Origin of the sequence: Coleofasciculus sp. (assembly GCF_046565525.1) — a bacterium.
Taxonomy (GTDB): Bacteria; Cyanobacteriota; Cyanobacteriia; order Cyanobacteriales; family Coleofasciculaceae; genus Coleofasciculus.
In genome coordinates this window covers 26120-47346 of the sequence record NZ_JBKHUP010000027.1, presented here as the reverse complement: position 1 = coordinate 47346, position 21227 = coordinate 26120, and the positions used below count along the sequence as shown (strand labels likewise).

Below are 21227 nucleotides of genomic sequence, written 5' to 3'. Positions count from 1 at the left end.
TGCTAATCAGCTTTCGCTATAATTGTACCATAAGTTTGACGTGGTAAAATGATTGTCTTAGAAGGTAAGCTAAAAGGTAAAGAGTATCAGTATAGAAGGCTTGATGAAGCCATTCGTACTGGTCTGTTTATTCGTAATGCTTGTCTTCGCTATTGGGAAGATGGTCATGCTAAGACCCGCAACGATTTTTCTAAGTATTGTACGATTCTTGGTAAAAGTAAAGAGTTCCCCTGGGCGGGGAAATTAAACTCTCAAGCTCGACAAGCCATGTCTGAGCGTACCTGGGCTAGCATTAGTCGGTTTTTTGATAACTGTAAAAAGAAAATTTCCGGCAAGAAGGGCTACCCCAAGTACAAAAAGAATCGTCCTAACCATGGTTCTGTAGAGTACAAAACATCAGGTTGGAAGCTTTCAGAGAATCGTGACGCCATCACATTCACTGACGGGTTCAAAGCGGGAACGTTCAAACTTTATGGAACTCGTGACCTGAACTACTACCAACTCACTCAAATCAAGAGGGTTAGGGTAGTTCGTCGAGCCGATGGTTATTATGCTCAGTTCTGTATAGACCATGACCGAACTGAGGACAAGAGACCAACGGGTAATACTGTAGGATTAGATGTCGGGTTGAATCATTTCTATACCGACTCAAATGGCTCAACAGTTGAAAATCCAAGATTTCTAAGGAAGTCAGAAAAACAACTGAAACGGCTTCAAAAGAGAGTATCTAAGAAGTTTAAAAAGGGTCAACCCCAATCTAACAACTACAAGAAAGCTAAACAAAAGTTAGCTAAAAAACACTTAAAAGTTAGTAGGCAGCGTAAAGACTTTGCGGTAAAGACTGCATTGTGCGTAGTCCGGTCTAACGACTTGGTAGCTTATGAAGACTTGCAAGTGCGAAATATGGTCAAAAATCATCACCTAGCTAAATCGATTAGTGATGCAGCTTGGTCAGAATTTAGATGCTGGCTTGAGTATTTTGGCAAAGTGTTTGGTGTAGCGACGGTTGCCGTTAAGCCTCACTACACTTCTCAAAATTGCTCAAATTGCGGTTGCGTTGTTAAAAAATCCCTTTCAACACGAACACATAGGTGTAAGTGCGGGTATATTTTAGACCGCGACTGGAATGCCGCTATCAACATACTCAAGGAAGCACTTCGTACTGTAGGGCATACAGGAACTCTCCAGGAATACTGGATAAACGCTTCGGGACAACTCGCCCTCTGGTGTATTGATGAAAGTCAATACTCTAAGGTGATTGGATGAACGAAGAATCCCCCGTGTTTTCAACCGGGGGAGTGTCAATTCAATAGTGCTTAAGATTGCGCCAAGAACTTCAAAACCAATCGACTCTCGTGCGGATGGACGAACGAAAGGCAGCGGGTGAAAACGCGATCACAATGGAAAATTTTCCATTGGAACTCTTCTTCAATATCAAAAGCTGACTCCTACCTTGATTTTGGGTGGAATGTTAGCACTCAGGCGCGTTGCGCTCACGAATCGAGGATGGTAGTTGGGGGAGCGATCGCTCTCTCGTAGTGGCGTGACCCAACTTAAATGGTGCAAATCCCTTGAATGCCAGTGTTGATTAGCTCTCTTCATCCTTCTGTAACCACTTGACCAATGTGCTTCAAAATTCTCAGAACATCGTAAAGACGATTGCGTAAAGGTGCAGGGGAAAAAGTATCTGAAACATCATACTGAGGCGTACCTTGCCTAGATAACTTCACAAAAATAATCCCATTCCCGTTTGTTACCATGCCAAACACGGCTTGCTCCGGGTTGGGATTTGCCATCATATACGCCAGCGTTTGTGGAAGTGCTGACATCACCGAGATAGTCGTCCGTTTCGATTCCAACAGCGCTACCCAAAACCGATTTTGCACTACTAAAACATCAATCCGACCCCGCAAAGTTTCAGCATCTTCATCATCTTCATCTAAAACAATCTCAACCGATGCCTCCCCCCGCATTTTAAAAGGAGGGTCGTAAAAACCCGCCTTTTCCAATAAAGGCGAACCCATCAACAGAGTTACCGTTCCTTCCGTGAGGTTCCCATCTGTTAGATGATAAAGGTATCGGCGTCTAATTAAATCCAGAGATTCTTTTTCCACATCGCTAATCTCCGGCAAATCCTCATACCATTCCGTAAAAAATTGCTCATCTTCAGTGCGCCGGAGATTAAAGCGATTTTCTACATCTGCAAACGTTTTAATAGCATCGGTAACTGCTCTTTGTTGTACCACTTTTTAACTCACCGCCTCTACCCCCCAAGTATACCTCCTAGAGTGAACTACTCAGGCTTACTTCGTAGAAGCCTGAGCTTCTGATTTCGCAGGGGATTGCCGCAGCTTGGACTTGCGCCCTAGCTTTGGTCTTACATCCCCTCCTCGACTCAGCAGTCCCAGTCCCTGAGACCGATAAAATTCTGATACCTTCTGCTCTGATATTTGCTGAAGCATTGCCATCTCTATCATGATGAGTATTGCAACTAGGACAAGTCCAAGACCTGAGATCTAGTGGCATCTCATCAACTTGATAATTACAGCTTGAGCAAAGTTTTGAACGAGGAAACCATCTATCAATCTCTACCAATACCTTACCTTATTTTTCAAGCTTGTAAGATAAGAAATTAACAAACGCATTCATCCCACGACAGCAGCGCACCGAATTTTGGGTGAAGCTGCCTTTGAAGCCGTTCAACAGAAGGGTATGGTGGATTCAATGCCGAAAGCTATGCTGCCGTAAACCACGAAGAGAGCTTGTTGAGCGATCGCTCAACAAACGGTATGAGAGCCATCAAATTCTTGGTATAGCACCTCCTGTCGTGGTAAATTGTAGTTTGAGGAAACTCTTATTATCACAAACGTATAAATGAATCGGCTCGTTCCGGTAAAAGATGACGCTTCTAAAGGCTACTTTGAAAAGCCTTCCGCTGCGACGCTCGTCGAACGGCTACTGGCGGATAAGCGCAGCGAACACACTAAAAAAGCCTATGCCAAAGACCTAAAGGATTTCTTTCGGACGACAACCGGACGGGAACCGACAGCGCAGATGGTTACCGCTTTCTTGGGCTTGGAACGGGCTGAGGCAAAAAGCGTTGTTTTGGACTATAAGGCTAAGTTGATCGAACGGGGTTTGTCTGAAGCAACGGTGAATCGCCGCTTATCGGCGCTCCGGGCGCTGGTACGCTATGCCTATGAAGCGGGGCAGTGCGATTGGACGCTTAGTGTCCGGAATGAAAAAGTCAAACCCTACCGAGACACGACAGGAATCAGTCGCGAGGCTTATCGGAAAGTGCTGCTGGTTCCCAATCGGGAAACGCTCAAGGGAAAAAGGGATTTTGCCCTGCTACGATTGTTATGGGACAATGCCTTGCGCCGGGGTGAGATATCTTGTGCTGATATAAAACATTTTGACTCAGAAGCCAGAACCTTGAAAATCTACGGCAAGGGAAAGGGGACGCAAGTAGAAGTTGTGGACTTAAGCCGACCGGCAACGGCTGCCTTACTCGACTGGCTTGTGGAGCGTGGGGAAACGAACCCCGATGCACCGCTATTTGTTGCCCTCGACCGTGCCAATGAAGGGCATCGTTTAACCGGTTCTGCGATCGCGTGGATTGTAAAAGAGACTTGTAGTGCGGCGGGGATAACCAAACCGATGAGTCCGCACCGGATTAGGCACTCCAGCATTACAGCGGCACTGGATGCCACTGATGGGAACGTGCGAAAGGTGCAAAAGCTGAGTCGTCACACCCAATTGGATACGTTAATGATTTACGATGATAACCGCCAGAAGTGGCAGTTGGAGATTACAGACCTGCTAGCTGAGATGGTGTGAAGAGGTTGGACGAGAGCGCAAACTTTGTCAGCCTAGGTGTTGGCTCATCACCAATTCTATACAAGGAACTATCGGTGGAGCGGTTGGTAAGTGCGCTCCAAGTGGCTGTTAGCGATGAAGCTATGCGTTCCCGTGCGATCGCTCTGTTCAGTTTTGGTTATGGAGGATTGACGCTGAGTGTGGCGATCGCAGTGGGCATTATTCACACGGTGGAAGAAATAGTAAGGGTTAAGTCCCATGTAGTACATCTGTGCGGGGGAACTTCAGCTTAGACCTGCCGCGCAATTAATCGGGCAAACAGCCCCTCCTGATTAGCCAAGTCCTCATAATTTCCCACCTGCACAACCTGCCCAGACTCAATTACATAAATTCGGTTAGCATTGCGAATTGTACTCAGTCGGTGAGCAATCACCACTCGTGTCACCTGCAACTTATCCAAACTTTCACTCACGATCGCTTGAGTGCGATTATCCAAAGCGCTAGTCGCCTCATCAAAGAGTAAAATTGAAGGCTTTAACACCAGCGATCGCGCAATCAAAAGCCGCTGTCGTTGTCCCCCGGAAAGATTAGTACCCCCCTCACTAATCACCGTGTGCATTCCCATCGGCATAGATTTAACATCGTCTGCTAACCCAGCCATCCGAGCGGCTTCCCAAGCCTCATCCATCGTAATCAAGGCACCTGCGGAGATATTCTCAAACATGGAGGCTGACATAATCCGACCATTTTGCATCACCACCCCAAGCTGGCGGCGCACGGCATAGATATCCAGCCCTGCCAAATCCTGACCATCATAATAAACCGTTCCCGACACAGGAGTTTCAAACCCCAGCAGCATCCTCAACACCGTCGATTTTCCACTTCCAGAAGGTCCAACAAAAGCAATAAATTCTCCTGGGTTGGCGTAGAGACTAACATCCTGCAAAATCAGGGGTCCATCATCTCGGTAGCGGAACGTAACACGCTCCAGTGTCAGTTTGCCCGAAAGTCTGCCCGGATCGGCTGCATTGGGATTAAGTTCAGGCATCGCTTTCAGAATTGGCTCAGCACGCTTCCACAGCGTCACCACATCCAAAACATCAATCAGGGTATTACTCAAATCACCAGCCCCGTTAATAAAAGTGCCAAAGGCTAAATTGAATGCCAGGAAACTACCTATCGATAGCACCGTTCCTCCAGAAGCCTGAGCTTTGCTATTCAAGGTGACAACTAGCCAGAACAATACAGCCGAACTGATAGTCGGCAGCAATGTATTGAACAGTTGCACGATATCTTCAAGTTGCTGGTTAATTAGTACGAGTTTTTGTTGTTGGCTGTACTGTTTACTCCAGTAAGCGAAAGCCCGTTCTTGAGCACCAGCGACTTTGAGTTTAGCCACCCCGCCAATGAGCTGCACCATGATGCCAAATATATTTGCTTTCAGTTCTTGCAGGGGACGTGATTGACGCAGGGTTAAGATACCGAAAATACTCGTGAAGGCAATAGCGACAATAGCCACACCAACAGCCAGCAAAGCCAATTTGGCACTATAGTAAAACAACAGCCCCAAGTTGAATAAGGAAAAGAAACTGGTAAAAATAGTCCGCAGGGTGCTGCCGCTAAGCTTGCGGCGGATTTCACCGATGGCAGAGACACGGGATTCTAGATCGCCGGTTGAATATTGGCGAAAGAAAGGCACGCTGAGTTTGAGAAGACGATCCCATACGGCTGATTGGGTGGAAGCATCTGCAATCGTTTCCATTCTCATCATGGCAAAGCCTCTAGCTAACTCAAACGCGGCTGAACCAAACGCAGCGGCTAAAGGTGCCAAGCAGATTTGCCCCAATAAACCAATCTGAGCATTGGGGATAGCCTCTTCGATAATGATTCCAGTCGCCCAAGGCGTAATCATCCCCAGCAGGGTAGAGGCAATCCCAACCAACAAAATTATCAGTAAATCTTTAGTCGTCCCTTTAAATCCGAATTTGGCAATGTCTAGGCTTTTCAGCGGTTTGGCGGGGAGGGGTCGATAAAACATATAGGCAACGGGGTCTAGCGTTGCCGCCACCTCGGCATCGATGGCAGTCCGCACCATGTCTTGCGGGTTAAACAATTCGTAGCCATTATTGACTCTGAGCAAGGCGACGGGGTGCTTATCTCCAAGGGTGTAGGCAAGCACCGGACCACAATCATTTGTCCACCAATGGTCTACGAGCAGCACCTGCCGCAGCCGGATTTGAGACGCACGAGCGATGGCTTCTAGCTCGTTAACTCGTTGCAAATCTTCCGACGGACGCGGAGGATTAATGGTAACGCCCAACGCACGACCAACGGCACCGACTGCCACAAGCAACTCTGTTCCTCCCGGAATAGAACTTACATCCTGGGGTATGAGTACAGAGGCTAATTCCCGATTAGCATCCTGTAACATCTGTCGATTGAGGCGTTCCCTAATCCGAAACCGTTGTAATTCTTCCCGCATTTCCTGCTCAAGGGCTAGTTGAATGTAGCGGAAAAAATAGTAATGAAGATGATTCAGACTTAAGAGCAGAGTATCTAAATCTCGGATATAGTCAAGGTTCACCGTATCTAGTTCAACGGTGTCTGTTGCCTGTAGCCACATACAGTCACCCAACGGTAACCATAACGATTGAGAATGGCTAGAGAGATCTAGTTGTGGATTTCCGATCAAACTCACTTCTCCGGCGATCACTCGAACCCAAATAAAAGCATCCCGCTTTGGCTTTAGCTTTTGTCCCTTACTCAGGGTTAAGTGTTGAATTCCCTCCGTTTCCAAGGAAATCACTGGGGGGGAGCCACTGGATAACCAGCGACCTAATCGATGAATCCACCCCTCGACTAGCCGTCCGATTTCAGACGGGCAATCAGCGAATTGTTGCTCAAGGTGAGCTGGAGAAACGTGGCGTAATACCGTCTCTTCCACCGCTACAGCGAGGATGCAGCGTTGCTGATCTGAGGCTCCCCCTGTCCGATCCAAATCTACACGGACACCAAAAACGGCTTCTGTGGGTTTAGCCGTGAACAGATAGCGACGTGACGTGAGACTATGGTTCTGTTTAAGAGTAACGGCAAAAAGTGCGATCGCTCCCGACTCAATGATCCAAACGGTCTGTGGATCATCCAATAGCAAGGTTTGGTTGCTCTTCAATCGGTGCAGCTGCTCCGGCGCACTCTTCGTGTTTTCTGTCGCTTGCATGATAACTAATTCTCCTTCCAATACTGCATAGAGCGAGCTGGAAAATTTAATTTCTTGTCTCCTGGCTTCCCCAAGGGCGGGCGCGAGTCAACTTATCGGTTACGCCAATCTCCCCATCACCTTAAGTTGACACGCATGCTCACCCCCTCACCCCCTCACTTTTTAGTAAGCGGGCGTACACCCCGGGTTGCTGCGACAGGGTTTCGTGATTTCCCCGCTGCACCACCTTTCCCTGCTCGAAGACGACGATTTCATCACAATCTCGGATAGTGCTCAGTCGGTGCGCGACGATAATACAGCTACATCCCCGACGACGCAGGTTTTGATCGATAATTTCTTCGGACTCTGTATCTAGAGCACTGGTGGCTTCATCCATCACTAAGATTGAGGGGTTGTTCACTAAGGCTCTGGCAATTTCCAGACGTTGCCGCTGCCCTCCACTTAAGTTTGTCGCCCCTTCTGCCAAATGTGACTCTAAGCCTCCGGAGATGGAAAAAATAACATCGTCAATTGCCGCATCTTCGCAAGCTTGGATAATTTTGCTGGTCGGAATTGTACTATCCCATAAGGTTAAATTGTCCCGAATCGTGCCGGCAAACAGAAAGATATCCTGCTCAACCATGGCGACTGAATTAGTCAGGATATGGCGGGGAATTTGGGTTCTGGGTTGACCATCAAAGCAGATTTCACCCTGCCAAGGTTCGTAGAGTCCACATACTAATTTTGCAAGGGTCGATTTACCAGAACCGCTGCCACCGACTAGGGCGACTCGCTGCCCCGGTTGAAGTGAGAGATTAAAGTTTTGAATTAAGGGTTCAGCAACACGACTGTATCCAAAGGTAATATTTTTTAACTCGACATACCCTTCCAAACGAGGCGAAGCGAGTAGAGAAGTAGGGGAGGCAGGGTCAGGATGAACATCACAATCGCTGTCTTGACCGGCTTGTCCCTCGTCTCCCCATCTCCCCCTCTCTTCCGTCGGGTTTTGCAAGACATCATCCAAACGGTTCAAGTCACCTTCGAGTTCTTGAAGGGTGCTGCCAAAGTTGACGAGATTGTTAACGGGATCTAAGAAACTTTGCAATAAGCTCTGGAACGCGACTAAATCGCCGATGCTCAGATTTCCCCCGATAACTTGCAAACCGCCGACTAGCAAAATCATGACGTCTGCTAAGGCAGAGAGAAATGACGGCAGTACTCCTAGGGTTTGGTTAGTAACACCCAAATCTTTTTGCACGTTAATCGCTTGGGCGTAATAACCCGCCCACTTGGAAAAGAAATCTGACTCTAAACCCGAGGCTTTGAGCGTTTCCATGCTCTGGAGTCCAGAAATAGAAACCCCGGCGACTTTGCCATGGGCTTGGGTGAGTTGCATATTGGCATCTTTGCGTTGGCGGGATACTAACTGCAATGTGAAGATGTTGATCGCAGCAAACATAACCCCAATCAGGGTGAGTGGGATGTTATAGAAGAACATGACTAAGACATAAATGACCGCCATAACCAGATCAATGATTGTGGCAGTCAGCCGTCCAGAAATGACATCGGCAACTTCGTCATTGAGACTGACGCGATCGCTAATTTCCCCAGCAAATCGTTGAGCGTAAAAACTTACGGGTAAGTGGAGAATATGCCACAGGAATTTGCCGGACATTTCCACGCCCAGTTTGATTTTCATCCGTCGCAAAAATTGCAGCTGCAGCCACTTCAAGAGTCCTCGCAGTAAGGCGGTGAGTGCCATTCCCAGTAGTAGGGGTCGTAGCCAATCTGACATCCCTTCCACTAAGATTTGATCCACGAATATTTTGCTGAATATAGGAATGGCGAGCTGAGGCAGCACCAGTAGGAATCCAGCGATGACACAGTAGGTCAATACTGGAATAGAGCCAACTAAGCGATCGCGCAGGGCATTGACAATACTCGGTTTACGACCTCCTTTTTGAAAGCCCTCGTCTGGTTCCATCACCAGCACGACTCCGGTGTAGGCTTCGTCAAACTCCTGAAACGATACGCTTCTCGGTCCAGTGCCAGGGTCATTCAGGTAAACACGCCCCTTGACAAATCCCTCAACCACTAGAAAGTGGTTGAAGTTCCAAAACACAATATAGGGGGGGATTAGCTCCAGAACGCTATCTAGCTGCTTTTTAAACCCTTTGGCTTTGAGTCCGTAATTTCTGGCAGCCTTCAACATATTGGATGCCTTACTACCATCGCGAGAGACGCCACACTCCCGTCGCAGTTCTGCTAAGGGTACAATCTTGCCATAGTAACCTAACATAATCCCTAAAGCCGCTGCCCCACACTCCACTGCCTCCATCTGCAGGAGGGTTGGGGTTTTGACTCGGCTAGATGCTTTACGTTTAAATAATGGTGGTAGCTTTAATTTGGTCATTGGTCATTGGTTAGTGGTCATTGGTTTGGACGAAAGACCAAAATCTAAATAGATTAGCTCAGCCCAAAAAACGACCTCAAGAAAGGCAAGACAAACGTGATCGGAGGTACTTCTTCCACGGTGGCTCTAACGGTGGTTGTGATTCCCGACGTCATTTTTATTGGCGGACCTTTGGAAGAAGACCAGGCATAGCCGCTAAACGTTGAGGAATCCGGCTTGAGTTGGGCAACCACTTCTAGCTGTGGGACTTGGGTCACCAGACTCTCCACCACTTGTGCATTTCCCACACTCACAGCTACACCCTCTTTGGTAATCGGGAACGCTGATACATCGGTTACAGTCCCCTTAATGCCGCCAAAACGTTCTCGCTTGACTGTAGTCGGTGTAACTTGAACTTCAACCGTTTTACCCTTGGCTTTAAGATCTTTCATTCTCTGTTCAATTTTCTTGCCATCCTGAACGGCAAAGAACGTGACAGCCACTAACTCTTTAGATTGCCTCTGTGCTTCTATAGATCCCAGACGAGAACCTGCACTGAGAACCTGTCCATTTGTGGCTGTGAGTTCTAAGACAAGTCCGGCGTAGGAACTTCTAATCTCGCTGTTTTCTTCTAATTGCAGTTCTAGCTTAGCGATTTCCCGCTTCACTTCCTGAATTTGATTTTCCCTGGACGTTAAAGATTCCAGGTTCTGCTGTTTCAGATTGGGTATTTTGCTGTCCAAATCTCTTAGCTGGGCTCTGAGTTCTGATAGGCTATTCAGGTTGTCTCGGTAGTTCTTTTGTGCCTCAGCCTCCCGCCCGTCGAGTTCTTTTAGCTGGGCTTTAAGTTCAGAGATACTATTGAGGTTATCTCGAAAGTTCTTTTCCGCTTGAGTTTGTCTGGCTTCCAGTTCTCTCAATCGAGCTTTTAAGTTACCGATGTTGGCTTCGTTGTTCAGGTAATCTTGTTCCGCTTCCCGAACCACATCCTCTGTAATGATTGAACCCTTGATTGGATTTCCATTTTTATCTAAAATTGGATTTCCATTTGTATCAGTTGCCAGTCTGTTAAATAAACCTTCACGGACGTCCCACCGTCTCTTCAGCACAGCACGGGATTTTTCCGCATTTTCCAATTGACTTTCAATAGCTTCCCCTTCAGCTTTGAGTGCTTCTCGACCTTGATCCCGCAGGGTAGGAGTCAGCGCTTCAGTGTTATAGATGCGTTCCAGGATACTCTGGCGTTGCTGCTGGATAGATGAGGTAATTCTCTGTTGGAGAATCGGAGTTAGCGCCTCAATGTTTTGAATGCGTTCTTGGATGCTTTTGCGCTGCTGTTCAATGGTTCTGAGTTCCAGTTTTGTTCGTTCACTTTGAAGCTGGTTAACTCCCTGATTCTGCTGTTGTAACTCTTTGAGTTTTTCTTTTTGTTGCTGCAACTGTTTTTGAATTTCAGGTAGCTCAACTGTTGCAATTACATCGTCGGCATTGACCCGATCTCCAACTTTTACCTTCAACTCTTTAATCTGTCCAGAGCTAGTGGACTGCACATCCACAACTTGGCGAGGGTAGATGAGTACTCCCTGACCGCGAGCTGTGATCGGAATTCGTCCCACAATACTCCAAATGAAGGCTATACCGACCAAAGAACCAAGTGTTGCTAAAGGCAGCCAGTCTTTGGGACTGACGACTTTCATGAGTTGGTCTAGACGTTCCGGGGACGATAAACGTTCTAATGATTCTTGCCTAAATAAACTTTTTTGGTCTACCATTGACTCAAGCCTATATTTTGTGGTAATTAAACGGTTGTCAATCGTTTATTATTGGTAACAGAAAAGGGAAACTTTCCATGAGTATTTAACTAGTTCTGAGGCGACTCAGCATCCATTTAAATCTGCTTCCCGCCAGTGACATCTGATCCATGACACTGATGTCTAATTCATCTTCATATTCAATATCTTCATCAAGCAATTGACCGGTGCTGTAGGTGCGTCTGCCATAACCGATGCGAGTAATCAGCGATCGCAATCTATCGGATAATAGGGCTGCGATCGCTCGATAAAATCGCGCCGCAAACCTCACATCCTGCTCTAGTTTGACCTTCAATTGCTGTCGCTTAATTGACAACACTAGGGAATTGTCTAGGGCTTTGACCGTATTGGGAGCTGTTCGGGCGCCAACAACGGCTGTTTCTCCCACAATTTCTCCCTTCGATACTCTGGCTACCTCTCTTTGCGTCGTTTCACTTAACCCCAAAGTGGCAAAGGCAAGGGTAAGAGGATTGCTGTCTCCTTCAGCAACCAAAACCTTCATGGTTCCGTTTAGGATAATATACAGCGCATCTACAGGTTTCCCTTCTTGGATGAGTGTCATGCCAGCCGGAATTTCTTCGGTGCGACCCATGGCAATTATCCAATCTAGGTCGCTATCGCTAAATTCCCCAAACACAAATAAAACTTCTTTCAGTGACTGACTTTGACTAATCTTGCCATGACCTAACTGATTAGAGACATCCTGGAGTCTGTCGGAAAGCATAATCGCCACAATTCGATAAAAATGGGCGGCAAACTCTATATCTTCTTTAATTTTTGTCGATAGTTGCTGGTGAGAAATTGACAACAATAGAGATTTTTCAATCGCCCTAATTGTCGTAATCGGTGGGCGAGTTTCCAGTAAGAATTCCTCTCCAGCTATTTCGCCACTAGATAATTTGGCAACCTCTCTTCCGGAAACCTCATTCCCTTCCAAGAGAGCAAAGGCGCTGGCAAGGGGGTTGCCCTCTCCTGGAGATGGGGAGACCGTCATTGTTAAACTGCCATCCAGTAGGATGTACAATTGATCAATTGTTTTCCCAGGTTCAATAATTACACTACCAGGTGTAACTTCTTGTTGGTTGCCTGTAGCAATCATCCAATCGATGTCGCTACTACTCAGTTCCCTTAGTAATAATTGTTCCATTTTCCTGTATTTTGCAAAAGATGGACAGATAGCGCGTTATGGGGGGAGTTCCAGAGGTAGCAGGCTACGTCTGGAACATTCTCCCCACAGAAGGGGATTGCCAAGTGCTGAGTGAACTGAGTGAACTGTGCCATAAAAGGAGTACATAAAAAGGATTCAGAAAGCCAATGTTTCTAATTGTGGGTTCTCCAATTAAATTTGACGAGTGCAGGACAACTCAAAGACGCAAAACTAGGCAGACACAGAAAAAGTAACTCATCAAAATTAACTTTTGAACAACTGGGTTGCCGACGTTTTCTAGCCCTTCTCGATTGGATGCGGTACACTTTAACCTCTCTCCTTTCCCTCTCTCCTACAAGGAAAGAGGCTTTGATTATTACTCCCCTTCCAAAAAAAATTTTCCTTTTCCCTCCCCTCCCTGCGAGGGGAGGGAAGGGGTTGGGGGTTAGGTTTTTCTGATGTACTGCACGCAACTGGGAACTACTATAATCGAATGATAGCCAAAGGTGAGCATAATGTCTTATAAGAATTTAAGTGCAATCAATCCAGCCACATAGTAATTCAGCCTTAAAGTGTCTTTAATCATAAAACAGATCAGGGATTACCTAATTGACGTATTTTTTGATCGTAATTGACTATTTTTCGTTTTTTCTAATTGGAAAGCTTCAGAAAGATAGGTATCTACTGCATCACAAGCCAATTCTTCCAACGTTAGGCAACACAGAGTAGTTAGCATCGCGGCGGGATTGATAGGTTTGAGAAGCTGACGCTCGAAAGCTTCCAGGTTTCTAGCGGCGGAAACGACTAAGGATTGCAAAATTTTGAAGCTTCCCGGTGAGAGGCTACCTCGATAGTTTTGCAGCCTACCCCCCTGTCGATAATTGGGAAATGACTCCAACCCCATAAAGCGCAAAAACCAATCAGCGCGATAGTAACCTATAGCGTCGACAATTCCTCTATAATCAGCAATTAATTCGTCGAGCGGGTTGTTTCGCATCGAGTTAAACAGGCGGCGCGTGAAGTAGTGGGTGCATTCATGTTCCAGCCGAATGACGAGGGAGAGTCTTAGCCACTCAGCTACGTTTACTCCTATATCCTGAGCTGATACATCGCTGTAAGGTCCTTGGCTTAAAATCATAAACCGATCCTGATACAATTCTTTTTTGGGAATGAGCTGTTTAAACTCAGCCATCCAACTGGCTTCGGAGGTGTGATCAGGATGGTTAGCTTCCCATTCTTGCCGATATTGGCGAATTCTGTCCCAGTTATTAAAACCAGCCACCATGCAAGCTCCCATAGAAGCAGGAACGGGTTTCGGTTCATTTCGTGTTGTCAGTGCTTGCACCAAAAGTACGAAATCTTCCCGATTTCCGGCAATCAGAACGGGTATAGTTCCAGCTAGACTTTGATGTATGATTAATTGTAATCGTTCCGGTTGGGTTAAGACTAAACCTGTCGCTTCAGCCATACTATCAACCGGAACACCTCGGCGAGTAGCCCCTCGATATGCCTCGGTTTGGCTAATTCCTGCTTGGATCGGAAACTGCAACTGGATCAGTCTTTTTTTTAGGGTTTCAAAGGTTCCCCTTTCTGTAGCTTCGGCTCGATAGTTTTCCCAGGTAGCAACATGAGGTTCAGGTGCAAGGGGAAAGGTTATAGGCGGCTCTAAATTGGCTGTATTAAAAGCATTTTCGTTATACGCAAGTAATTCTTCAGTGTCCGAGTTATTGGCACCATAAGCTTTGAGTATTCTAGTTCTCAATTCCTGTTTTTCCATTAAATTTACTTGCTTTTAAGAATTAAGTATTACCCGGCTTCACTGGCAAAACGAGGTACAGGTTTTTGGGCGTTTCTTGCACAACTCTGATTTTTAAGTTTTCGGCTAGCTTAGTTCCTATGATTTTCGCGATCGCGTCTTTGGGGTGACTGAGTAGCTCTTGCCGGAAAGACTCATTTTCCCAAGCTTTTGCAATGAGTACGGCGGCTAAATCTTTGCGAGTTTTGGGTGTTGGTTCTGTCATATCGGTTTCTTGGCTCAACGACAAATGATGCACAAACTCAAACGATTCGGTCCCATAACGGTGAACATACTCCCTCCAGCTACTAAGTCTAGCTCCTCAGCCGATAACTCTGGCTCGGTCAATTCATCGGGATTAATGGGTAACACTATATAAATTAGATTAGGGGTTTCTTCAAGTACGGTAATTTGTAGCTCCTCAGGAAGTTTATTTCCTAATTCTGCCTCAATAACTGCCTTTGGATTGGACAACAGCGCTTGTCGAAACGCCTCATCCTGCCACGCCCTTTCAATTAATTGGGCTTCTAAGTCTTTGAGATTGTCAAAATCATTCTCTATCATAGTTAGACCATCGCTTATATCATTATCCACGCCTACTTGATTTTATGCTCATTTCTCCAGGCGTTGGGAGTTGTGTTGTGAAGTTTTTTAAATTGACGGATGAAATGCTCTGTACTCTGATAACCCACTTCTATAGCAATCTGATTGACTGATTTTTTGGTTTTAAGTAGCAACAGGCGTGCCTCTGCCATTCGGTATTCGGTAATCCACTGCAGAACAGTTCGTCCTGTTTCTTGCTGTACTAAATTGGTCAAATAGGCACCGGAGTAACCAACCGCTTGAGCCACGTCTCGCAAACTAATCGGATTTCGATGGTTGGCTTCGATGAAACTGAAGACTTTAGTCAGAGAAGGTCGGGATTTAGTGGGTAAGTCTTCGTTATGTTCGTCCTCAGTCGTGAACTCCTGGGCGAAATTTGACAGATTCAGCGCCTGATTGAGTTCTGCCTCTACCTGCTTGCGCTTGGTGATGTCAAAGAAGCAGGCAAGAAAAAGATTTTGGTCTTTATCTGATAGGGGTTGGATGGACAAGTCTATCCAAATGGATCTCCCGTCTGCTCGTTTGACTAGCAGTTCGTAGTGATGGACGTAGCCATTTTGGGCGAAAAGATTCTGTAAGACTTGTTGGTCGGCTAGATTGTAGAGGAAATCGGCAGCGTTACGACCAATCAATTCGTCAGCAGACAACGCTAAAAGGGAATTGGACGGTGTTTTGGCATAGCTCTGGTTCACGTAAAGGATAAGTCCCTGTGGCGCACTAGCAATGATGACAGGCAAGGGGAGAGCTTCGGCAACAGCGCGAAACTTTCCTTCACTGTTGCGTAAAGCGGCTATGGCTTCTTTGTAGGCGGTGATATTAGTCTGGAATCCCACCATCTGGTAGAGTTCGCCCTGAGAGTCCCGAACCACACGCCCCTGAGAGCGAATCCAGCGATAGTTTCCATCTCTGTGCAAAATCCGGTGTTCGTTCTTGAACTGAGGGGTACGTTCGGCTAAATGCGCTGTGAGTTCTGCTCTTACTTTTTCAACGTCATCAGGATGTATGCGGTGTAACCACTCGATAGGACTGTCGCCGATTTCAGAGTCTTGGTAGCCCAGCATGGCTTTCCAAGAAGGAGAAAAGTAAATGGTGTTGGTTTGCAAATTCCAGTCCCACAATCCATCACCAATTTCAATTAGGGGGTGATTCGGCTGTTTTATATTCTGACAAAATAACTGGGTATGAATTGTTTTTGATACAGCAACTGAAGGTGTTGACCGCTTCACGTCTAGGAGGTCAGGCTGACGGAGTAGTTCTGGGGGCAGATACTTGTTTACCACTACGATTATGGCGAAACGTTAATATTGAGCCTACTACGCTTATTCTATTCTGTAAATATCTTGATGAAATACATAAGTATTGGGGCTTGATCAATTTTTGATGGGTAATAAAATCCGAAAAAGCTAGATTTAAAATAACCTGATAAAGTCCTAGGTCATCAGAATTAATGTGATTCAAAAAAAAGTTGTTATAGTTCTTAACGAAATTTATGCGATCGCGGCTTTGGGGTGGCTCGTCAACTTTTCACGAGTAGGATGCGTTACGCTATCGCTAACGCATCCTACGAGATGGCGATCGCGATCGCACTAATATTTTGCCCTCTATAGCCACCTAAGAGCTTTTATTTTATAGCAAAAGCCAGTTTCGTTAGCGATCGCACTCATAAAATAAGTTAGCCAACATAACCGACAGACTCCACTCCAACTCAAAACCCGCCGCTATTTTTACGCACCGACAACCGTAGCTTGCCCTTTTGCTATGGTAGCTAAACTAGCCAAAACCTCTGGTGCTAGAGGCTGTAGATCAGCTAAGCGATTGGATGTTGCTTTCAGCACAATTATCGCAATATCAAACTGGGACAGATTCTGTTGAAACGACAAATTTCGATCAACTGTAATGAAAACGTCAAATTCAGCTTCGGCGAAGGCCAGAAGCTGACCATTTTTTACTCCTGCCCATCCCATTTGTGGAACGGTTTTTACCTCATAGTCAGCAAGCTCTCTGGCGAATTTGCGATCAATACATTCATCTAGCAAAAGTTTCATATTATGCCACCGCGCCAACAAGCTGCTTTCCCGCCTCTTCAAGAAAGGAAATAACCTGTGCTTTTGTCACGGTTGGAAATCCATCCAAAAAATCGTTAATGGATTCGCCTGCCTTGAGATAGTCGAGAAATGTCTGTACAGGAACCCTGGTTCCGGCAAAAACTGGAGTCCCCCCCATAACTTCAGGAGATATGCTAATAATCTGGGAGTCCTTAAGCATAGAGTCTTGCCCTCTAAATGTCATTCTTATATAGTTTAACAATTCTGGTGAGATAAAACTTCCTGAAGTAGTGCCAAGCTAGGTAGGTAGCACAGACCGTGATTATCCGACGCTTGTACTACCACATCCCTTACAATTTTGAACGTGCTGTGTCGGGAGTATAAATTTCATCCACACATCCTTACCGTACTTTTCATCTGCCACGGCATATTGAGAACTGGGAGCATGTCAACGAGAGTAGGTTGAGCCCTTGGAACGTAGGCGAAGCCTTCTCGTACTCCTTTGGAGTTCCCGAAGGGTAGAGTAACCCAACGAGAGCAGGTTAGCTTGAAGGTTATGTACAAAACTGACATGCTCCCCGGAACGATAGTGGAGAGTCAAGACTACTCTTTTCAAGGCAAGCAAAAGGTTTTTTGACAAGCCTGTAGAATTCTTCTAAGAGCAGCAGCCTAGTAAACGAGAACGCAAGTTATTAAAGTTGGTTAAGCCATAACCAAAGCGCATAACTAGTCTGATTTTATTGTTAATTCCTTCCATGACTCCACTCGTCGTGCCACTAATAAAGTAGTTGCATATTCCGGGCAAGTGTTTTTGAATAGTCTGAGCCGTTTTCCCGTAAAATATCTGAGCCTGAACCAGCCACTTCTTCATTCTCTTCATTCCTGATTGGACAGTTTTAGACGTTTCATAAATCTCTCAAAACTCTTGTTTCATTTCATAGGCGAATCTTAAGCAGGCTGACTGACTTAAAATTTTTTCGATCTGCTCTTGGTCAGTTCCTGTTAAGTATTGATTGTTTTTGAGCAATAAATATTTACTGCCTTTAGCTGTCACTCCCACGCCGCGACGAATTTTGTTTAAGGTATCATTGACGAGTTTCATCACATGAAATCTATTACTAACCCAGTTAAAGATGCCTTCAACCTCATCGGCAGTTAAATCTTCTTCCCGACTTACTTGTGTAATATTGCTCATTAAAACCCGCTGATAAATATAAGTTTCATATCGTTGAGTATACCCTCAAGGATCTAAACTCTTTTATTAAGAAAACTTATCACCTTGATTACTGGAGAGCCAGATGCTTGTTTACCATTGCGATTATGGCGAAACGTTGATATTGAGACTACTCCCCAAACTCTACTTTGTAAATGTCTTTCCTAATGGAAATGCCTAGTATATATCGCCTAAGTTTTGATGGGTAAAAAGATTTAAAAAGGCTTGATATGAAAGAATATTAAAAGTTAATTTTACATCAGAATTAATGCGATATGCTCATAACAGTTGTTGCAGTTCTTAATTAAATTTTTGCGATCGCTGCTTTGGGTTGCTCTCTATTTGACTCTTGAACGCTTTAGCTGCGATCGCATCTTGCTCTGTCGATTGGCGGGCAGCTACTACAAACACTGATCGATTGGGGTGAGACAAACTTACTTAAGCTACTTCGTAGGCTTTAAGAGAACATCTCCCATTTTGATCATGGGCTTCTTGCTCTTACTTGATTTAGAGCTGTCTATGTTAGAGCCACCCCATTTTTCTATTTCTAGTTCCAGAACACGGTTTGACTCTGGGTTCTGATCGAGTTCAGAAAACCTCAATTGAAGTGGATCTGCAATGACTTGCCCTACAAATTCGGGGTAAATAATACCAAGAGGAGTCGCTGAGTAAACTTTTTGATAAGTTCGATAATAACCACCAGCCATAGTATAGTCCATACCTACAGTTCCCTTGATAAGACCATAAAAACTGGAAGCTGTAATATAACTAAAGTAATTAGCTAATGGATTGTATCCTCTTTTAGGTTTAATTTTCTCCTCTGAAAAATCAAATACCCATTTTTGACAGCCATCAGGAAAACTTATTTCCAATTGATAGATAACCTTCCATTTTCGATGTTCTCGAAACTTAATTTCGTAACTTTCTAGAACAGAATCAGTCCATTTACATAATATATCTTCTTCAATTACCTGCTTCATCAACTCTATATCCTGATTTTCATTTTCATGATTATTGTCTTTTAAATCATTTCCTATCTTCACAGGCGAAAATTCTAAGCTCGTACTGTCATCTCCAATCTTCTTGACATAGTTGCACATTCCAGGCAGATGGCGAAATTCACTGTCACTAAATGTCAGAATATCTGCTGGATCGAGAGCAAAGATATTTTGCCCTAACTCTGGACAGACATATCTAACGTCCTGACAGAATTGTTCGCGTGTTACTGGAAAAACAATTTGATTTAGCCAAGATGACCCATTGACGTATTTGAACCCATTCGCGCCAGGGGCAATTGCTTTTGGTTGAATCAGGCTGATATTGTAAAGCAACTGATTGTAAAATAAATATGGGAAGGATAAACTTTGATTAACCTGATAGTTTGCCTCAATCATAGGTTGCCATGTTGCCAATAAAAAGTCAATCTTTGAATAGCGCGATAAGATCGAGCTAATTGTATTTGAATTAACTACTGTATCTACTTGGTTCCAAAAGACGCCTGAGTCATCAGCAAACACCATGCCATACTCAGGAACGCGGTTCTCTGAACGAGTTGTATACAAACTCGTAGAACCCATTTTTACTTCACTAAAATCTTTTAGAGGATAAATTTGAGAATATCCCAGTTTACGCAGAGAAGTTTCTATTAATTTATCTTTGGGAATCAGTACATCGACTGTCTTGGGAAGATAGGCAAGAGACCTGATATCAAAGTGATCAGTATGTTTATGAGATATGACCAGAAAATCAAACTCTGGTAGCTTTTCATGAATGACTTCGCGGTTCGGATATACTGCATTCGTTCCTTCATAAAATGGGTTTCAAAGGACAGGGTTTATAAGAATTCGACAATCTTTTGTTTTGATAAATATGGAAGCATGACCAATCATATGAATTTCCATTGTTCACCTCTTTAATTGTTTTTTTTCGATAATTAATGTTTACAAAAATAGCCGATACCATGCCCAACTTCATAAAAACTAGCTACAGGAAACCCTCCAAAACTACTTATTAGGGAGCTGCTGTCAGTGAAAACCTGCCAATCGTTAAACTCGGCTCCAGCCTGCAAATACTTTTCAAATTTGCATTTGAGGTCTTTGTTTTCTCGTTTTTCAATCTCACGATAAAAATTAGATTTTGAAAACTGCCAAAAATCCGTATCAAAACAAGAACCATTTGCATAATGCCAACCTATAAATAATGCTATTTTTAAGATTAAATTAAACAAATTATCATTAAATGCTTTAAGTTGATCTTTATTAAATCTTCTCTTACTACCTATTTCCGATAAATGCTTAAGGGGATAACGCGAAGCATAGTGAATTTGTGCCATCGCAATATTTATTGCTGTTGCTTCTAAGGGTTCTAAGAAGGAGGCAGCATTACTAATCTTAAATAGAGAGCCATCGAAAAAAGTGCGAGAGGCAAAATTAGGAAAGGTTAGCTGTCTTTCTTTACCATTAGTGGCTACTTTTTCTTCTGTTAAAAATTTATATAAGTCATTATCAATTTCACTTTTTGAGCTAATTGAACTGTTGTAAATGTACCCATAAGAGGTATGGGTAGTGAGTGGAATAACAAAAATCCAACCATGAGGTCTAGCAATGCTTCTAGTTGCTGAATTAAATTCAACAACTGGTCCTTGACGTATCAGTGCTGCATTGGTCGGAATTAATGATAGACTTATATGGACGTTCTCATCCAATGTTCTTGGAAAACCACTTGCATCAAAGGCTAAATCAACTTCTAAATGAGTATTGTCTTGGAAAGTGATATTAACTGAATCTCCATTGCTTTTTAGAGCAATTATTTTCTTATCAATATAATTAGCCGCTATATACTCTTTCAGTAAATCAGCAAGTTTAGCTGCTGAAATATGATAGCCGTATGCTTCTTTAGGAGGATAAAAATTATGCATAAATTGTTTATGATTTATTCCCCAGTTTTCAAACTGTATGCCAAATTTGCGCGTTACATTGCATCTTTGCTGTAATTTAGAAAAGTTAAATTCAGTAATTTTCTCTAGCCATTCTGGGAAGTTGGATTGAGTTCCTTCACCTACCCCAATAGTAGGAATGCTAGAAGCATATATGTGATACAATTCAAAATTAGGAAAATATTTTGTAATGTGTGCAGCAGCCATGCAGCCTGCTGTCCCTCCACCTATTACTGCAACTTTTACTTTTTTTCTATCTCGTATCATCATC

At 44.4% G+C, this 21227-nt stretch carries 17 protein-coding genes and 2 pseudogenes; 4 read left to right on the top strand and 15 right to left on the bottom strand.

The window, feature by feature from the left end; translation table 11 throughout:
* The first annotated feature begins 48 nt into the window (after positions 1-48).
* Positions 49-1266 (top strand): RNA-guided endonuclease InsQ/TnpB family protein, encoded by a 1218-nt coding sequence (locus tag ACLGGO_RS12075; protein WP_446368586.1) that lies wholly within the window; start codon positions 49-51, stop codon positions 1264-1266.
* 332 nt (positions 1267-1598) lie between these two features.
* Here the strand turns inward: ACLGGO_RS12075 and ACLGGO_RS12070 are convergent, their stop codons facing one another.
* Both ACLGGO_RS12070 and ACLGGO_RS12065 read right to left on the bottom strand, forming a co-directional pair.
* The gene (locus ACLGGO_RS12070; protein ID WP_446419496.1) at positions 1599-2246 is read right to left on the bottom strand and encodes a type I restriction endonuclease subunit R; all 648 of its coding nucleotides are present in this window, start codon (positions 2244-2246) and stop codon (positions 1599-1601) included.
* Between the two features lie 57 nt (positions 2247-2303).
* Positions 2304-2652, bottom strand: a pseudogene (locus tag ACLGGO_RS12065) (zinc ribbon domain-containing protein); the annotation flags it as partial.
* Positions 2653-2874: 222 nt separating this feature from the next.
* Here ACLGGO_RS12065 and ACLGGO_RS12060 point away from each other — a divergent pair.
* Positions 2875-3840, top strand: a complete 966-nt coding sequence (locus tag ACLGGO_RS12060; protein WP_446353978.1) for a tyrosine-type recombinase/integrase — start codon at positions 2875-2877, stop codon at positions 3838-3840.
* 5 nt (positions 3841-3845) lie between these two features.
* Positions 3846-4112, top strand: coding sequence for a hypothetical protein (locus ACLGGO_RS12055; RefSeq protein WP_446419495.1), 267 nt, complete (start codon positions 3846-3848; stop codon positions 4110-4112).
* Here the strand turns inward: ACLGGO_RS12055 and ACLGGO_RS12050 are convergent.
* The 8 genes from ACLGGO_RS12050 to ACLGGO_RS12015 form a co-directional block, all read right to left on the bottom strand.
* Positions 4109-7036: an NHLP bacteriocin export ABC transporter permease/ATPase subunit gene (locus ACLGGO_RS12050; protein ID WP_446419494.1), complete on the bottom strand. Its 2928-nt coding sequence runs from the start codon at positions 7034-7036 to the stop codon at positions 4109-4111. The genes ACLGGO_RS12055 and ACLGGO_RS12050 overlap by 4 nt on opposite strands.
* Before the next feature lie 139 nt (positions 7037-7175).
* Positions 7176-9428 carry an NHLP family bacteriocin export ABC transporter peptidase/permease/ATPase subunit gene (locus tag ACLGGO_RS12045; RefSeq protein WP_446419493.1) on the bottom strand — a complete coding sequence of 751 codons (2253 nt, stop codon included), beginning with the start codon at positions 9426-9428 and terminating at the stop codon, positions 7176-7178.
* A 53-nt stretch (positions 9429-9481) separates the two neighbouring features.
* Positions 9482-11179: an NHLP bacteriocin system secretion protein gene (locus ACLGGO_RS12040; protein WP_446419492.1), complete on the bottom strand. Its 1698-nt coding sequence runs from the start codon at positions 11177-11179 to the stop codon at positions 9482-9484.
* Positions 11180-11264: 85 nt separating this feature from the next.
* Complete coding sequence (locus ACLGGO_RS12035; protein ID WP_446419491.1) at positions 11265-12365, bottom strand: cyclic nucleotide-binding domain-containing protein; 1101 nt, start codon at positions 12363-12365, stop codon at positions 11265-11267.
* A gap of 601 nt (positions 12366-12966) precedes the next feature.
* Positions 12967-14142, bottom strand: a complete 1176-nt coding sequence (locus ACLGGO_RS12030; protein WP_446419490.1) for a DUF7005 family protein — start codon at positions 14140-14142, stop codon at positions 12967-12969.
* 22 nt (positions 14143-14164) lie between these two features.
* Positions 14165-14386, bottom strand: a complete 222-nt coding sequence (locus ACLGGO_RS12025) for an NHLP leader peptide family RiPP precursor (RefSeq protein WP_446419489.1) — start codon at positions 14384-14386, stop codon at positions 14165-14167.
* Between the two features lie 14 nt (positions 14387-14400).
* Entirely contained in the window at positions 14401-14724 is a 324-nt protein-coding gene (locus tag ACLGGO_RS12020) for an NHLP leader peptide family RiPP precursor (protein WP_446419488.1), read from the bottom strand.
* A gap of 32 nt (positions 14725-14756) precedes the next feature.
* The gene (locus tag ACLGGO_RS12015) at positions 14757-16043 is read right to left on the bottom strand and encodes a PAS domain-containing protein (RefSeq protein ID WP_446419487.1); all 1287 of its coding nucleotides are present in this window, start codon (positions 16041-16043) and stop codon (positions 14757-14759) included.
* Between the two features lie 169 nt (positions 16044-16212).
* On the opposite strand from ACLGGO_RS12015, the gene ACLGGO_RS12010 reads away from it, so the two are divergent.
* A complete protein-coding gene (locus tag ACLGGO_RS12010; RefSeq protein ID WP_446419486.1) occupies positions 16213-16353 on the top strand; it encodes a hypothetical protein in 141 nt (46 codons plus the stop codon).
* A 134-nt stretch (positions 16354-16487) separates the two neighbouring features.
* On the opposite strand, the gene ACLGGO_RS12005 is transcribed toward ACLGGO_RS12010, so the two are convergent.
* From ACLGGO_RS12005 to ACLGGO_RS11985, 5 genes and pseudogenes are all read right to left on the bottom strand, one after another.
* Positions 16488-16808 (bottom strand): DUF5615 family PIN-like protein, encoded by a 321-nt coding sequence (locus ACLGGO_RS12005; RefSeq protein WP_446419485.1) that lies wholly within the window; start codon positions 16806-16808, stop codon positions 16488-16490.
* A gap of 1 nt (position 16809) precedes the next feature.
* Entirely contained in the window at positions 16810-17028 is a 219-nt protein-coding gene (locus tag ACLGGO_RS12000; protein WP_446348401.1) for a DUF433 domain-containing protein, read from the bottom strand.
* A gap of 435 nt (positions 17029-17463) precedes the next feature.
* A pseudogene (locus ACLGGO_RS11995) lies at positions 17464-18003 on the bottom strand (ISL3 family transposase).
* Positions 18004-18464: 461 nt separating this feature from the next.
* Positions 18465-19598 (bottom strand): MBL fold metallo-hydrolase, encoded by a 1134-nt coding sequence (locus ACLGGO_RS11990; RefSeq protein WP_446419484.1) that lies wholly within the window; start codon positions 19596-19598, stop codon positions 18465-18467.
* 356 nt (positions 19599-19954) lie between these two features.
* Positions 19955-21226, bottom strand: coding sequence for a tryptophan 7-halogenase (locus ACLGGO_RS11985; protein ID WP_446419483.1), 1272 nt, complete (start codon positions 21224-21226; stop codon positions 19955-19957).
* Between the last annotated feature and the right edge of the window lies 1 nt (position 21227).

Bases quoted from the DNA above. Each gene is read 5' to 3' on its own strand.
- ACLGGO_RS12045 (WP_446419493.1), bottom strand. From the start codon at position 9,428: ATGACCAAATTAAAGCTACCACCATTATTTAAACGTAAAGCATCTAGC.
- ACLGGO_RS12035 (WP_446419491.1), bottom strand. From the start codon at position 12,365: ATGGAACAATTATTACTAAGGGAACTGAGTAGTAGCGACATCGATTGG.
- ACLGGO_RS12075 (WP_446368586.1), top strand. From the start codon at position 49: ATGATTGTCTTAGAAGGTAAGCTAAAAGGTAAAGAGTATCAGTATAGA.
- ACLGGO_RS12030 (WP_446419490.1), bottom strand. From the start codon at position 14,142: ATGGAAAAACAGGAATTGAGAACTAGAATACTCAAAGCTTATGGTGCC.
- ACLGGO_RS12000 (WP_446348401.1), bottom strand. From the start codon at position 17,028: ATGCTTAAGGACTCCCAGATTATTAGCATATCTCCTGAAGTTATGGGG.
- ACLGGO_RS11990 (WP_446419484.1), bottom strand. From the start codon at position 19,598: ATGGGTTCTACGAGTTTGTATACAACTCGTTCAGAGAACCGCGTTCCT.
- ACLGGO_RS12050 (WP_446419494.1), bottom strand. From the start codon at position 7,036: ATGCAAGCGACAGAAAACACGAAGAGTGCGCCGGAGCAGCTGCACCGA.
- ACLGGO_RS12005 (WP_446419485.1), bottom strand. From the start codon at position 16,808: ATGAAACTTTTGCTAGATGAATGTATTGATCGCAAATTCGCCAGAGAG.
- ACLGGO_RS12020 (WP_446419488.1), bottom strand. From the start codon at position 14,724: ATGATAGAGAATGATTTTGACAATCTCAAAGACTTAGAAGCCCAATTA.
- ACLGGO_RS11985 (WP_446419483.1), bottom strand. From the start codon at position 21,226: ATGATGATACGAGATAGAAAAAAAGTAAAAGTTGCAGTAATAGGTGGA.
- ACLGGO_RS12025 (WP_446419489.1), bottom strand. From the start codon at position 14,386: ATGACAGAACCAACACCCAAAACTCGCAAAGATTTAGCCGCCGTACTC.
- ACLGGO_RS12040 (WP_446419492.1), bottom strand. From the start codon at position 11,179: ATGGTAGACCAAAAAAGTTTATTTAGGCAAGAATCATTAGAACGTTTA.
- ACLGGO_RS12060 (WP_446353978.1), top strand. From the start codon at position 2,875: ATGAATCGGCTCGTTCCGGTAAAAGATGACGCTTCTAAAGGCTACTTT.